This window comes from Azospirillum doebereinerae, assembly GCF_003989665.1.
Taxonomy (GTDB): Bacteria; Pseudomonadota; Alphaproteobacteria; order Azospirillales; family Azospirillaceae; genus Azospirillum; species Azospirillum doebereinerae.
Map to the genome: position 1 here is coordinate 283,214 of NZ_RZIJ01000002.1, position 13,793 is coordinate 297,006.

15 protein-coding genes and 1 other RNA gene are annotated in these 13,793 nt (G+C 69.9%); 14 read left to right on the forward strand and 2 right to left on the reverse strand.

The window, feature by feature from the left end:
• Positions 1 to 33: 33 nt before the first annotated feature.
• The 7 genes from panC to EJ913_RS04620 all read left to right on the forward strand — a co-directional run bounded on the left by panC (position 34) and on the right by EJ913_RS04620 (position 7,217).
• The gene (panC, locus tag EJ913_RS04590; RefSeq protein WP_126995219.1) at positions 34 to 936 is read left to right on the forward strand and encodes a pantoate--beta-alanine ligase; all 903 of its coding nucleotides are present in this window, start codon (positions 34 to 36) and stop codon (positions 934 to 936) included.
• Between the two features lie 199 nt (positions 937 to 1,135).
• Positions 1,136 to 1,549 (forward strand): flagellar basal body-associated FliL family protein, encoded by a 414-nt coding sequence (locus EJ913_RS04595; RefSeq protein ID WP_126995221.1) that lies wholly within the window; start codon positions 1,136 to 1,138, stop codon positions 1,547 to 1,549.
• 134 nt (positions 1,550 to 1,683) lie between these two features.
• An RNA gene (gene ffs / locus EJ913_RS04600) (signal recognition particle sRNA small type) lies at positions 1,684 to 1,781 on the forward strand.
• A 125-nt stretch (positions 1,782 to 1,906) separates the two neighbouring features.
• Complete coding sequence (locus EJ913_RS04605; RefSeq protein ID WP_126995223.1) at positions 1,907 to 3,784, forward strand: DNA polymerase III subunit gamma/tau; 1,878 nt, start codon at positions 1,907 to 1,909, stop codon at positions 3,782 to 3,784.
• Positions 3,785 to 3,787: 3 nt separating this feature from the next.
• Positions 3,788 to 4,111 (forward strand): YbaB/EbfC family nucleoid-associated protein, encoded by a 324-nt coding sequence (locus tag EJ913_RS04610; RefSeq protein ID WP_126995225.1) that lies wholly within the window; start codon positions 3,788 to 3,790, stop codon positions 4,109 to 4,111.
• 112 nt (positions 4,112 to 4,223) lie between these two features.
• The gene (gene recR / locus EJ913_RS04615; RefSeq protein WP_126995227.1) at positions 4,224 to 4,817 is read left to right on the forward strand and encodes a recombination mediator RecR; all 594 of its coding nucleotides are present in this window, start codon (positions 4,224 to 4,226) and stop codon (positions 4,815 to 4,817) included.
• 150 nt (positions 4,818 to 4,967) lie between these two features.
• The gene (locus EJ913_RS04620) at positions 4,968 to 7,217 is read left to right on the forward strand and encodes a phytoene desaturase family protein (RefSeq protein WP_126995229.1); all 2,250 of its coding nucleotides are present in this window, start codon (positions 4,968 to 4,970) and stop codon (positions 7,215 to 7,217) included.
• Here EJ913_RS04620 and EJ913_RS04625 read toward each other — a convergent pair.
• Positions 7,165 to 7,704 (reverse strand): c-type cytochrome, encoded by a 540-nt coding sequence (locus tag EJ913_RS04625; RefSeq protein WP_126995231.1) that lies wholly within the window; start codon positions 7,702 to 7,704, stop codon positions 7,165 to 7,167. The two genes, EJ913_RS04620 and EJ913_RS04625, sit on opposite strands and share 53 nt — an antisense overlap.
• Positions 7,705 to 7,895: 191 nt before the next feature.
• Between EJ913_RS04625 and EJ913_RS04630 the strand changes: the two genes are divergently transcribed.
• Both EJ913_RS04630 and EJ913_RS04635 read left to right on the forward strand, forming a co-directional pair.
• A complete protein-coding gene (locus tag EJ913_RS04630) occupies positions 7,896 to 8,666 on the forward strand; it encodes a 3-deoxy-manno-octulosonate cytidylyltransferase (protein ID WP_126995234.1) in 771 nt (256 codons plus the stop codon).
• A gap of 56 nt (positions 8,667 to 8,722) precedes the next feature.
• Complete coding sequence (locus tag EJ913_RS04635) at positions 8,723 to 9,589, forward strand: prephenate dehydratase (RefSeq protein ID WP_126995236.1); 867 nt, start codon at positions 8,723 to 8,725, stop codon at positions 9,587 to 9,589.
• Between the two features lie 33 nt (positions 9,590 to 9,622).
• Here EJ913_RS04635 and EJ913_RS04640 read toward each other — a convergent pair whose 3' ends face one another.
• Positions 9,623 to 9,943: a DUF1476 domain-containing protein gene (locus EJ913_RS04640; RefSeq protein ID WP_126995238.1), complete on the reverse strand. Its 321-nt coding sequence runs from the start codon at positions 9,941 to 9,943 to the stop codon at positions 9,623 to 9,625.
• Positions 9,944 to 10,088: 145 nt separating this feature from the next.
• Here EJ913_RS04640 and EJ913_RS04645 point away from each other — a divergent pair, with 145 nt between their 5' ends.
• From EJ913_RS04645 to EJ913_RS04665, 5 genes are all read left to right on the forward strand, one after another.
• Positions 10,089 to 10,865 carry an NRDE family protein gene (locus tag EJ913_RS04645; protein WP_126995240.1) on the forward strand — a complete coding sequence of 259 codons (777 nt, stop codon included), beginning with the start codon at positions 10,089 to 10,091 and terminating at the stop codon, positions 10,863 to 10,865.
• A 107-nt stretch (positions 10,866 to 10,972) separates the two neighbouring features.
• Positions 10,973 to 11,737 carry a phosphoribosylaminoimidazolesuccinocarboxamide synthase gene (gene purC, locus EJ913_RS04650; RefSeq protein ID WP_126995242.1) on the forward strand — a complete coding sequence of 255 codons (765 nt, stop codon included), beginning with the start codon at positions 10,973 to 10,975 and terminating at the stop codon, positions 11,735 to 11,737.
• A 50-nt stretch (positions 11,738 to 11,787) separates the two neighbouring features.
• Positions 11,788 to 12,030 (forward strand): phosphoribosylformylglycinamidine synthase subunit PurS, encoded by a 243-nt coding sequence (purS, locus tag EJ913_RS04655; protein WP_126995244.1) that lies wholly within the window; start codon positions 11,788 to 11,790, stop codon positions 12,028 to 12,030.
• Between the two features lie 159 nt (positions 12,031 to 12,189).
• The gene (locus tag EJ913_RS04660) at positions 12,190 to 12,804 is read left to right on the forward strand and encodes a DNA-3-methyladenine glycosylase family protein (protein ID WP_126995246.1); all 615 of its coding nucleotides are present in this window, start codon (positions 12,190 to 12,192) and stop codon (positions 12,802 to 12,804) included.
• Positions 12,801 to 13,490 (forward strand): MOSC domain-containing protein, encoded by a 690-nt coding sequence (locus EJ913_RS04665; RefSeq protein ID WP_185909682.1) that lies wholly within the window; start codon positions 12,801 to 12,803, stop codon positions 13,488 to 13,490. Before EJ913_RS04660 ends, EJ913_RS04665 begins: the two co-directional genes overlap by 4 nt.
• Positions 13,491 to 13,793: the final 303 nt, after the last annotated feature.

Sequence of the window (13,793 nt, forward strand, 5' to 3'; positions counted from 1 at the left end):
GCGCGGTTTTCGACACGCGCGAGGGACAACGCCATGACGACGCCGACGGTCACCCGGACGGACACGCCCAGCGGCAAGCAGGCCGCCAGCCTGCCCGTTCTGCGAACGATCGCCGATTTGCGGGCGCTGGTCGCCGCGTGGCGCGCCGAAGGATTGACCGTGGCCTTGGTCCCCACCATGGGCGCCCTGCACGACGGGCATCTGGGGCTGGTCCGGCGGGGCCGCGAACTGGCCGACCGGGTCATCGCCAGCGTCTTCGTCAACCCGACCCAATTCGCTCCCCACGAGGATTTCGACCGCTACCCGCGCGACGAGGCCGGCGATTCCGCCAAGCTGGTGTCGGCCGGTTGCCACGCGCTCTACGCCCCCACGGTCCGCGAGATGTACCCGGACGGCTTCGCCACCGCGATCTCGGTCGGCGGCCCGTCGGAGGGGCTGTGCGGGACCTTCCGCCCGCAGATGTTCGGCGGGGTCGCCGTGGTGGTCACCAAGCTGTTCCTCCAGGCGCTGCCCGACGTGGCGGTGTTCGGAGAGAAGGATTACCAACAGCTGATGGTGATCCGGCGCTTCACCCGCGACCTCGACATCCCGGTCAAGGTGGAGGGGCTGCCGACGGTGCGCGAGGCCGACGGGCTGGCGCTGTCCTCGCGCAACGCCTATCTCAGCGCCGACGAGCGGGCGCGGGCGCCGGAACTCAACCGCGCGCTGACCGCCGCCGCCGCCGCCCTGACGGGCGGGGCCGAGGTGGACGGCGTGCTGACGGCGGTGCGCGGGCGGATCGCCGAGGCCGGCTTCGTCTCCATCGATTACGTCGAACTGCGCGACGCCGAGACGCTGGCGCCGGTGTCCCGCGTGGAGCGCCCTGCCCGCCTGCTGGCTGCTGCCTGGCTCGGCAAGGCCCGCCTGATCGACAACATCCCGGTGCTGCCGGGCTGAGGAAGGGGCAGGACGCCCCTTTCCGACGCGGGTCCTTATCATGATCTTTTCTTGAACCTGGAACGCCGGGTTTGACCGTCCGCTTCGGGTTTGCGTAAAATGTTTAAAGGTTGAACGATTCCAGAATCCCGAAACGGGGATCGGAAAGGCAGTCTTGCGACTCGTCCGGAGAAACCGGAACGGTGAAACGGTGTCGCTGATGCCGTTCATCCTGTTCGGGCTGCTGATCGCCCTGGCGGCGCTCGGGGCCACGGGGGCGGTGATCGCCTCCAAGAACCGCTCCTCGGCCGACGCGTCCGACAAATACGGCCCGAAGAAGAACTACGCCGCCCTGCCGCAGATGACCTTCACGCTCGGCGGCGGCGACGCCCGGCTGATCGACGTGAAGGTGCTGTTGGAAATCGACCCGACGGTCGACGGCAAGGTGGCCGATCCCTACGTGCCGCGCATCTCGGACCAGTTGGCCGACAAGATGCGCCAGATCGACCCGCAGCAGCTCTCGGGCGCCGAGGGCGCCAAGCTGATGAAAAGCACCATCGCCGGCGTTCTGAACCGCGAGATGCGCGGCGTGCGCGTGCGCGACATCCTGCTCGACCGGATGGTCGTCCGCTGATCCGTCCCGCAGGGCGCCTCAGCGCCCTGCGGGACGGATCAGCGGGGCGGGGAGAAAAGGCGCCGGCAAGCGATTGCGCCGATGCTGTCGGATTGGGCTTGCATCCCGGTGCGTCCATTGCCATAAAAGCGGCGGGAGACTGGCGTCGGACGAGTCCCTCGCCAACCCGGTCAGGTCCGGAAGGAAGCAGCCGCAACGAGTTACGGCTCGGGTCGTTCGTCCAGTCTCCTACCTTACCCCTTTGAAAATCCGGCTGTTCAAAAAGATCGGCCGCGAAGACAGACGGCGACATCGCGGCGCCGGGACGTTATCCTGCGCCCCGCCATCTCTTCCTCGTCGTCTGAACGGGCCTGTCGCGTGACCGATACCTCCGTCGAAACCCTGGAACACAACGCGGCGCACGCCGCGCCCGCGACCGGGCTGGCCTACCGGGTGCTCGCGCGCAAATACCGCCCGAAGACCTTCGACGAGTTGATCGGCCAGGACGCGCTGGTCCGCACGCTGACCAACGCCATCCATTCCGGGCGCATCGCCCAGGCCTTCATGCTGACCGGGGTGCGCGGCGTCGGCAAGACGACGACCGCCCGCATCATCGCCCGCGCGCTGAACTGCACCGGGCCGGACGGGACCGGCGGGCCGACCGTCACCCCCTGCGGCGTCTGCGACAACTGCCGCGCCATCGCCGAGGACCGCCACGTCGACGTGATGGAGATGGACGCCGCCAGCCACACCGGCGTCGACGACATCCGCGAGATCATCGACGGGGTGCGCTATTCCCCGGTCTCTGCGCGCTACAAGCTCTACATCGTCGACGAAGTCCACATGCTGTCGAAGAACGCGTTCAACGCGCTTCTGAAGACGCTGGAGGAACCGCCGAGCCACGTGAAGTTCGTCTTCGCCACCACCGAGATCCGCAAGGTGCCGGTCACGGTGCTGTCGCGCTGCCAACGGTTCGACCTGCGCCGCGTCGACGCCCAGGTGCTGAAGGAGCATTTCACCCGCATCACCGCCCTGGAAGGCTCCACCATCGAGTCGGACGCGGCGGCGCTGGTCGCCCGCGCGGCCGACGGGTCGGTGCGCGACGGGCTTTCGCTGCTCGACCAGGCCATCGCGCTTGCCAACGGGACGGTCACGGCGCAGCAGGTCCGCGACATGCTGGGGCTGGCCGACCGCACCCGCGTGATTGACCTGTTCGAGTCCGCCGTCTCCGCGCGGCCCGCCGAGGCGATGGACATCCTGGCCGAGCTGCACCGGGTCGGCGCCGACCCGGTGGTGATCCTCCAGGACCTGCTCGACCTCGTCCACAACCTGACCCGGCTGAAGGTGGTGCCCGACACCGCCAACGACCCGTCCCTGCCCGAGGCCGAGCGCACGCGCGGCGCCGTCCTGTCGGGCAAGCTCGGCATGCCGGCGCTGACCCGCGCGTGGCAATTGCTGCTCAAGGGATTGGGCGAGGTTCAGGCGGCGCCGGTGCCGCAGCAGGCGCTGGAGATGGTGATCGTGCGGCTGTCCTACGCCGCCGACCTGCCGACTCCGGGCGAGCTGATCCGCCAGCTCCAGGCCCAGCAGTCCGGCGGAGGCGCGGCCCCGGCGCCGCGTGGTCCCGGCGGTGGCGGCGGTCCCGTGGCGGTCGCGTCCTCCGGCACGCTCCACGCGGTGGCGCGCTCGCCCGAACCGGCGCGCGCGCAGGCGCCCCAAACCCAGGCCGTCCAGGCGGTCGTGCAGGCGGCGCCCGTCCCGGCCGGAGAGACCCTGCCGCCGATGCCGCGCGATTTCCGGGCGCTGGCGCAGCTGTTCTCCGAACGGCGCGAGGGCGCGCTCTACGGCTATCTGGTGGGCAGCGTGCATCTGGTGCGGCTGGAGCCGGGCCGGCTGGAGCTGCGGCTGACGCCGTCGGCCCCGACCAGCCTGCCGGCCAAGGTCGGGCAGTTCCTGACGGAATGGACCGGCCAGCGCTGGATCGTCGCCCTGTCCGACAGCCCGGGCCAGCCGACGCTTGCCGAGCAGGACCGCGCCGACCAGCGCCGCGTCCAGTCGGAGATCGAGGCCAACCCGGTGGTGCGCGCGGTGCTCGACGCCTTCAGCGGCGCCAAGATCATCGACATCCGCGATCTGGCCGCAATCGCCGCGGCGGAGAGCGCCGAGGTTGCGGATGACGGCGAGACACCCGATTTCATGGTTCAGCAGCAGGACGACGGGGTCTATTACCCGCTCGACGACGAAGGAGAGTACTGACCGATGAAAAATATCGGCAACATGATGAAGCAGGCCCAGCAGATGCAGGCCAAGATGCAGGAGATGCAGGCCGGCCTGGATCTGGTCGAGATGACCGGGCAGAGCGCGGCCGGCATGGTCTCCGTGACGGTCAACGGCAAGGGCGAGATGAAGAAGATCAAGCTCGACAAGTCCGTCGTCGATCCCGAGGAGGTCGAGGTCCTGGAGGATCTGATCCAGGCCGCCTTCAACGACGCCAAGAAGAAGGTCGAGGCGCACGTCGCCGACGAGACCTCCAAGCTGATGGGCGGCCTGAAGCTGCCGCCGGGCATCAAGCTGCCGTTCTGATCGGACCGTTTCCGGACCGTCATCCCCCGCCTTTCGCAGGCGTGACGGTTCGGGATCCCGCCTGTTTTTAAAAACCCTCTCCATTCAAAAGCCAGCAAGCCGCCGCCCGCCCATGATCGGACCTGAAATCGAACGCCTGATCCAGCTGCTGTCCAAGCTGCCGGGGCTGGGGCCGCGCTCGGCGCGGCGGGCGGCGCTGCATCTGATGAAGCGGCGGGACACCCTGCTGGTTCCCCTGTCCGAGGCGATGGCGCTGGCCGGCGAGTCGATCCGCGCCTGCTCGGTCTGCGGCAACCTCGACAGCCGCGATCCCTGCACCGTCTGCTCCGACCGCAGCCGCGACCGTTCGGTGATCTGCGTGGTCGAGGACGCCGGCGACCTGTGGGCGCTGGAGCGCACGCGGGCCTTCCGTGGCACCTACCACGTGCTGGGCGGTCTGCTGTCGGCCCTGCAAGGGGTCGGCCCCGACGACCTGAACATGAACACCCTGGCGGAGCGCGCCCGGAACCCCGAGGTGCGCGAGGTCATCCTGGCCCTGAACGCCACCGTGGACGGCCAGACCACCGCCCATGTGGTGACCGACCGGCTGGCGGACGCCGACGTCTCGGTCTCGCGCCTCGCGCACGGCGTGCCGGTCGGCGGCGAGTTGGACTATCTCGACGACGGCACCCTGACCGCCGCGCTGAAGGCCCGCCGCCCCCTCTGACCGGTCGCCTTGCAGGTCATTCGCGTTTCGTGAAACGACGGCCGCCGCCATTCGCGAAGAACGGCCGCCGTTTGGCGGAGGCGCGCTGGTCCGCCCCGAACGCTTTTCCGAAGCTGCCTCGCCGATCCCATCCGCGAAGGCCTCCTTCCCATGACCGTTCCGCTCGCGACCCTTCCGCTTGCCCTGCGCACCGTCCTCGGCTTTTCGCCCTGGATCCTGTTCGGCATCGTCGTTCCCCTGGCCGGTTCCTTCCCCGCCGGTCTCGCCGCCCTGCTCGCCAGCCTCGCGCTGTGCGCGCTGGACAGGTGGCGCGGCTCGTTCAAGGCGCCGGAACTGGTCGCCGCCGCCTTCTTCAGCGGCCTGCTGGCCTGCGAGGCGCTGGGCTGGGCGTGGCCGGGCCGGAACCTCGGGCTGGCCATCCATCTGGCGCTGGCCGTCATGGCCTTCGGCAGCCTTGCCGCCGGCCGCCCCTTCACCCTGCAATACGCCCGTGACGGCTGGCCGCGAGACCTCTGGAACCATCCCCAGTTCGTCGCCGTCAACCGGGCGATGACCGCGCTGTGGGGCATGCTGTTCCTCCTCGGGGCCGCTGGGTTCGGGCTGGCGCCGGACTGGGCCGCCGCGCTGTCGATCGGAAGCGGGGCGGCCGGCATCCTGGCGAACCGCTTCGTTCCCGACCGGCTCGTGACCCGCGCGATTCGGCGCCAGCTCGCCGAACGCGATCCGCATGATTGGCCGCTCCCGGCGTTTCCCTCCGCCAACGGCGCCGAGCCGGAGAGTTCGGGCTGCGACGTCGCCGTCATCGGCGCCGGGATCGGCGGGCTGACGGCGGCGGCCCTGCTCGCCAAGGCCGGGTTGCGCGTGACCGTTCTGGAAGCCCACGACAAGCCCGGCGGTTTCTGCACCTCCTGGCCGGTCCGGGCACCCGGCCGGACGGCGGAGGGCGAGCCCCATCGCTACGTCTTCGACGCCGGCGTCCACGACATCAGCGGCGCGCATCCCGCCGGGCCGTTGGGCCATCTGCTGCGGGTCCTGGGCATCCAGGACCGCATCGCCTGGAAGCCGGTGACGCGCGGCGCCTTGCTCGACGGCCGGTTCCGCGTCCTGCCGGACGACGCCGATGGGCTGGTCGCCCTGATCGCCGCCGACCACCCCGCCAGCGCCGCCGGGGTCGCCGCCTTCATGGACGAGATGCGGGGCGTGTACCGCGACCTCTACCGGGGTTGCGGCGAACGCGGCCTTCCCCACATCCCCGACAGCGTCGCGGCGATGCGCGCCTACCCGCTGGACTGCCCGCACGCCTTCCACTGGCGCGGCCGCCGGTTCCAGGAGATGCTGGACCGCTTCGTCCCCGACCCGGCGGCGCAACGGTTGCTGCGCGTCCTGACCGGCTATCTCAGCGACCGGCCGGAATTGCTGGAGGTCTCCCAGATGGCCCCGATCTTCGGCTACTGGTTCGAGGGCGGGCGAAGCCCGGCGGGAGGCCCCCAGGCCCTGGCCGACGCGCTGGCCGGATCGATCCGCGAGAACGGCGGCACCATCCGCCTGCGCACCGCCGCGACCTGCATCCTGATCGAGGACGGCCGCGCGGCGGGCGTGGAAACGGCGGGTGGGGAGAGCATCCGCGCCGCCGCCGTGATCTCCAACGCCGACGTCCGCCGCACCCTGCTGGAGTTGGTCGGGACGCAGCATCTGCCCGCCGATTGCACCGCGCGCTGCACGGCGCTGCGCCCCGCCACCTCCGCCTTCCTAGTCTCGCTGGGGCTCGACCGGGTGCCCGACCTGCCGGCCCTGTCCTTCCTGCTCGACGCTCCCGGACTCAGCATCGCCGTTCCCTCGCTCCATGACACTGCCCGTGCGCCGGAAGGCCACGCCGTCATGACGTTGATGCGCCTCGCCCCCGCCGACGCTGGCTCGCCCGAAGGCTGGAACCGCGCCGATCCCGGCTACGAGGCGCGTAAGACGGCCGAGGGCGACGCGATGATCGCCGCCGCGTCCCGGCTGATCCCCGACCTCGCCCGCCGCATCGTCCTCCGACAGGACGCCAGCGCCGCGACCTTCGCCCGCTACGCCCGCACCAGCGGCGGCGCCATCTACGGACTTGACCCGATCCAGGGAACGCTGAGTCGCCGGACGCCGATTCGCGGTCTCTGCCTGGCCGGCGGCGGCGTCTTTCCCGGCCCCGGCATCGAAGCTTGCGTCATCTCGGGCCGGCTCGCGGCCGAAGCCCTGCTGGGCACCGGACGGCTCGCCTCCGCCCTGGAGGAACCCCGCCGCGCGAGCATGAAAAAGGCCCCGTCCTCGCCGGGAGGAAGGGGCCTCGTCACACCGGAAACCGGTGAAGCGCTTATTGCGGCAGCGGCTGGGGGCTGTCGGACAGCGAACGCAGATAGGCGATGACGTTGGCCCGGTCGGCGTCCTTCTTGATGCCCGCGAAGGTCATCTTGGTGCCCGGCGCGTAGGCCTTGGGATCGTAGAGGAACTTGTTCAGCTCATCGTAGGTCCACTGGCCGCCGGTCTTGATCAGCGCGTCGGAATAACCGAACCCGGCCATGTGGCCCTTCGGCCCGCCAAGGATGCCGTACAGGTTCGGGCCGACCTTGTTGGCGCCGCCCTTGTCGAAGCTGTGGCAGGCGGCGCAGGCCTTGGCCGTGCCCTGACCAGCACCGGCCTCGGCCGCCGCCATCAGCGGAGCGATGGGGGCCGGGCCGGCGGGAGCCGCGCCCTTGTCCGCCGGAGCGGCACCGCCGGCCGGGGTCGCCACGACGAAGGCGTTCTTCTCCGGCGTTTTGGAATGGACCAGCACCTGGGACGCGAAGCCGGTCAGCATGGCGATCAAACCCGCCAACAGAACGGCCCCGAAAATCTTGTTCAACTCCATGCTCATGTGAGTCACTCAGTCCTTATCTCGATTCCCTGGGGTTTGCTCCCGCCCTCGGCTGAGCTGCCGGCGCGCACCATAACCCGCGGACGCACCCTTGTCACCGTGTCGCGCACCCGAAATCGCCGCGCCCCTTGACGGAAGCGGAGGATCCGTGTTTCACCCGCGACACCCCCCTCCAGGCCCGGGCTTTCCGCATGACCGAAGCGACCCTTCCCCCGCCGTCCAACCCCATCGTGGTGATCCCGGCGCGCATGGCGTCGACCCGGCTGCCGGGCAAGCCGCTGGCGGACATCCTCGGCGCGCCGATGATCGTCCACGTCATGCGCCGCGCGCTGGAGGCCAACATCGGCCCGGTCGTCGTCGCCTGCGCCGAGCCGGAGATCGCGCGCGCGGTCGAGGCGGCCGGCGGCACGGCGGTGCTGACCCGGCCCGAGCATCCCTCGGGCTCCGACCGCATCTTCGAGGCGCTGCGCCTGATCGACCCGCAGGGCCGGCACGACGCGGTGGTCAACGTGCAGGGCGACCTGCCGACTGTGGAACCCGAGACGGTGCGCGCCGCTTTCGCCCCGCTGGCGAACCCGGCGGTGGACATCGCCACGCTCGTCGTGCCGATCGCGCGGGAGGAGGAGCGGACCGACCCCAACGTGGTCAAGGCGGTGCTGGAACTGGCGCCCGGCGCCGCGCGGGGCCGCGCCCTCTACTTCACCCGCGCCACGGCGCCTTGGGGCGATGGCCCGCTGTTCCACCACATCGGCCTCTACGCCTACCGGCGCGCGGCGCTGGAACGCTTCGTCGCGTTGCCGCCCGCCGCGCTGGAGCAGCGCGAGAAGCTGGAGCAGCTGCGGGCGCTGGCCAACGGGATGCGGATCGACGCGGCGGTCGTTGACGCGGTGCCGCTCGGCGTCGATACTCCGGCCGACCTGGAGCGCGCCCGTGCGCTGCTGTCGGGCCGATCCTCCCCTTAACGTCCGCGCGACGCACGCCCGATCAACGCCAGCCCGCCAGCGGAGCCGCCTTGTCCATGCCCACATCGAACGTCATCGCCTTCCAGGGCTTCCCCGGGGCCTATTCCGATCTGGCCTGCCGCAACGCGCGGCCGACCATGACGACGCTGCCCTGCCCGACCTTCGACGCCGCCTTCGCCGCCGTGCGCGAGGGCCGGGCGTCGCTGGCGATGATCCCGGTCGAGAACTCCATCGCCGGCCGCGTCGCCGACAACCACCAGCTCCTGCCCGAGGGCGGGCTGCACATCATCGGCGAGCATTTCCAGCGGGTGAACCACCAGCTTCTGGCGCCCAAGGGGGCGACGCTCGCCACCATCAAGACGGTGCGCAGCCACATCCAGGCGCTGTCGCAGTGCCAGGCGATGACCCGCTCGCTGGGGCTGGAGGCGATCAACCACGCCGACACGGCGGGCGCCGCGCGCGAGATCGCCGAGATGAACGACCCGCGCCACGCCGCCATCGCCTCGTCGCTGGCGGCCGAGATCTACGGCCTCGACACGCTGAAGAGCGGCATCGAGGACGCGGAGCACAACACCACCCGCTTCCTGATCCTGGCCCGCGAGCCGAAGAAGCCGGCGCTGGACTCGTGCAAGACGATCACGACCTTCGTGTTCAGCGTGCGCAGCGTGCCGGCGGCGCTGTACAAGGCGATGGGCGGCTTCGCCACCAACGGCGTGAACATGACCAAGCTGGAAAGCTACATGGTCGGCGGCCGCTTCACCCAGACGCAGTTCTACGCCGACGTCGAGGGCCACCCCGACGAACGGCCCCTGCGGCTGGCCCTGGAGGAGTTGGACTTCTTCGCCCGCGAGGTGAAGATCCTCGGCGTCTACCCGGCCAACCCCTTCCGCTACCAGGAAAGCCAGCGCGTCGGCGAGGACTGAGCCGAGCGCCCCGCCCTCCCCTTTGGCATCACCTCACTCCGCGTTGACCTGCCGGCGCGCAAGGTCGAGCAGGCGGCCCATCTCCCGCTCGACCCGGTGGTCGGAAATGTCGATTCCCTTGGCGTGCAGGTCGGCGGACAGCCGGTCGCGGATGTCGTGCGGACCGGGCGTGCCGATGTCCACCTCCACGATCCGGCGGGCGTAGGCCTGGGCCTCGGCGGCGTTCATCCCCATCAGCCCGGCGGCCCACAGCCCGGCCAGAGTGTCGCGCCGCACGCGGACGCGGAACAGCACGTCCTCGTCGTGCCGGAACTTGTCCTCGAAAGCCTTTTCGCGATCGTCGAAGGTCGTCATCGGGCTTCGCCTCCTTGGGTTGGTTTTTCGCTCCCTATTGAGAGATTATATAGCGGGGATCCGTCCGCCGTCATCGTAGCCCCATGGAGATTCCGCTGGGTAAAGCGATTATCCGCGGAAAGCACGAAAGGCAGAATTCCGAACCATGTGCAGCGTGATCCTCCTCCGGCGCCCCGGCGCCACATGGCCGCTGGTCGTCGCCGCCAACCGCGACGAGATGGCCGGGCGCCCCTGGCGGCCGCCGGCCCGCCATTGGCCCGACCGCCCCAACGTGACCGCCGGGCTGGACGAGTTGGCCGGCGGGTCCTGGCTCGGCGTCAACGACGAAGGGCTGGTCGCCGGCATCCTCAACCGCGAAGGCACCCTGGGGCCGGAAACCGGCAAGCGGTCGCGCGGCGAGCTGGTGCTCGACGCGCTCGACCACGCCGACGCGAGCGAGGCGGCGCGCGCGCTGTCCGACCTCGACACGCGGGCCTACCGGCCCTTCAACTTGGTGCTGGCCGACAACCGCGACGCCTATCTGGTCAGCCATCGCGGCCCCAGCCCGCGCAACCGGCCGGAGGTGACGGCGATCCCCGACGGCGTCCACATGATCACCGCCCGTGACCTCGACGATCCAAGCGATCCGCGCATCGCGCTCTACCGTCCCCTGTTCGAGCTGGGGGATCCGCCACGCACCGGGGCCGACACCGCCGACGCCTTCGCTTGGGGCGGCTGGCCGGAGCTGCTGGGAAGCCGCATCTGGGAGGGCGAGCGCGGGGAGCGCGGCGCCATGGACTTCCGCCTGCCCACCGGCTTCGGCACCGTGTCGAGCGCGCTGATCGCCCTGCCGGCGGTGGAGCGGCCCGATCTGAAACCCATCTGGCACTTCGCCCCCGGCCGGCCGCACGAGACGGTCTTCGCCCCGGTAACGGGAGGTTGAGGACTGGCGGCGTTGTGTTCGTCCCCCCGGCTTGCTATATCACAGGGGCACATTCCTGGACCGGCAAGCTCTCTTGTCCGGTCCGCTCGTATTTGGACGAACACGCGATGACACGACGCCGGCGCATCTACGAAGGCAAGGCGAAGGTTCTCTTCGAGGGACCGGAGCCCGGCACTCTGGTGCAGTACTTCAAGGACGATGCGAGCGCCTTCAACAACCAGAAGAAGGGCGTCATCACCGGCAAGGGGGTGCTGAACAACCGCATCTCCGAGTATCTGATGAGCCGTCTGTCGGAAATCGGCGTGCCGACGCATTTCGTGCGCCGCCTGAACATGCGCGAGCAGCTGGTCCGCGAGGTCGAGATCATCCCGATCGAGTTGGTCGTGCGCAACGTCGCCGCCGGCTCGCTGTCGCAGCGCTTCGGGATTCCCGAGGGCACGCCGCTGCCGCGTTCGATCATCGAGTACTACTACAAGTCGGACGAGCTGCACGACCCGATGGTCTCGGAGGAGCACATCACCGCCTTCGGCTGGGCGGCTCCCCAGGACCTCGACGACATGGTGGCGCTGTCGCTCCGCGTGAACGATTACCTCTCGGGTCTCTTCCTCGGCATCGGGCTGAAGCTGGTGGACTTCAAGCTGGAGTTCGGCCGGCTGTGGGAGAACGAGGAGATGCGCATCGTCCTGGCCGACGAGATCAGCCCGGACAACTGCCGTCTGTGGGACGTCAAGACCAACGAGAAGCTCGACAAGGACCGGTTCCGCCAGGATCTCGGCCGCGTCGAGGAGGCCTATCAGGAGGTCGCGCGGCGCCTCGGCATCCTGCCGGAAGGCGGGCCGAGCGACGTCAAGGGTCCCAAGACGATCCAGTAAGACCATCCAGCAACACCACACCCAAACCCAGCAAGCGAGCGGACATCCAAATGAAGGCGAAGGTTCACGTCACCCTGAAGCGCGGCGTTCTCGACCCCCAGGGCAAGGCCATCGCGCACGCGCTGCACACGCTCGGCTTCGAGGGCGTCGAAGACGTCCGCGCCGGCAAGGTGATCGAGCTGACGCTCGCCAGCACCGACGAGGCGGCGGCCCGCAAGGAAGTCGAGGCGATGTGCGGCAAGCTGCTCGCCAACACCGTGATCGAGGACTACGCCATCGAGCTGGTCGCCTGATCCGGGCGCCCGGTTGGTGAGTTTTCACCGCGAAGCGCCGTAAGGCACGACGACCGTTCCGAAGACCGCCGACCGGCACCACGCCGGCCGGACGCGCGCTTCGGAACGGTCGTCGTGCCTTACGTCTTTTTGGTGCCCGTCTCTCTGGTGCCTTGCCCCATGTCGATCGACCATCTGACCGCCATCGACCCCATCTTCGCCGAATGCCTGCGCGTCGGCGGGGCCACGGTGCGCGACTTCTCGCGGCCCGGCGGCTTTCCCGGCCTGCTGCGCATGGTGATGGAGCAGCAGCTTTCCACACGGGTCGCCCTGGTCTTGTGGGAGAAGCTGCGGCTGCGGCTCGACGGCGCGGTCACGCCGGAGACCATCCTGGCGCTGGATGACGAGACGCTGCGGGCCTGCGGTTTCTCCCGCCAGAAGATCGGCTACGCGCGCGGTCTGGCGGAGACGGTGGCGGACGGGCGGCTCGATTTCGACGCCATCCACGCCCTGCCCGACGAGGAGGCCATCGCGCGGCTCGTCGCCCTGAAAGGAATTGGCCGCTGGACCGCCGAGGTCTACCTGATGGCGGCGCTCGACCGGCCCGACATCTGGCCCATCGGCGATCTGGCGATCCAACTGGGCGTGCAGCGGCTGAAGGGCTGGGCGGACAAGCCGACGCCCGCGCAGTTGATGGCGGTCGCCGAACCCTGGCGACCCCACCGCACGACCGCCGCCCGGCTGGTCTGGCATCATTACGTCGCCCTGCAGGACCAAGCCCGGAGCGCCCAATGATCGACCTCGAGATTTCCGCCGTCCTGCTCGGCAAGGCTGCGCCCTTCGGTCCGCCCGGCCGGACCAGCGCGATCCACAAGATCCCGGTCGACGGCCCGCGCGCCGTCGGGCCGAACGGCTTCCTCGACGACGAGCAGGCCGACCGCCGGGTCCATGGCGGGCCGGACAAGGCGATCCACCACTACCCGATGGACCACGGCGCCGCGTGGCGGGCCGATCTGGGTGACGATGTTCCGTTCCTGGGCACGCCGGGCGCCTTCGGGGAAAACCTGTCGACCACCGGGATCACCGAGGCCGACATCTGCCTGGGCGACCGGCTGCGCGCCGGCACCGCCCTGCTGGAGGTGGCGTCGGGCCGCCAGCCCTGCTGGAAGCTGAACCACCGCTTCGGCGTGCCGGACATGGCCAAGCGCGTGCAGAACACCGCCCGCACCGGCTGGTACTACCGCGTGATCGAGGACGGCGCCATCGGTTCCGGCGACCGGCTGACCCTGGTGGACCGCCCCTGCCCCGGCTGGCCGCTCATCCGGCTGCTTCGGGTGCTCTACGTCGACACGATGGACCGCGCGGCACTGGCCGAGATGGCGGCGTTGCCGGCCCTGGCGCAGAGCTGGCGGGTTCTGGCCGAACGGCGGCTGGAGCGGAGCGCCGTCGAGGATTGGTCCGGGCGGCTGAACGGCGGCTGAGCAGCAGCGTCTGGCACCCTCCCCGGCCCTCCCCCGCTTTGCGGGAGAGAAAGACAGGAGCTTTGCCGGCCTTCAGCGGCAGTCCCCTCTCCCGCAAAGCGGGGGAGGGTTAGGGAGGGGGCAAGGCGCCGCACTCCCCGCCCACGCTTTCATCATCCTGGCACTCTTCTTGCGCATCGAACGGGCAACCTTCCAAGGTTCCGCCCGCCTTTTGCGCTGTTCCCAAGCCCCCTGCTCATCCCCGCGGCAATTCCCCGCTTGCGCCCACCCGCCCAATCTGATAGCAGATTGCCTCTAATTTAG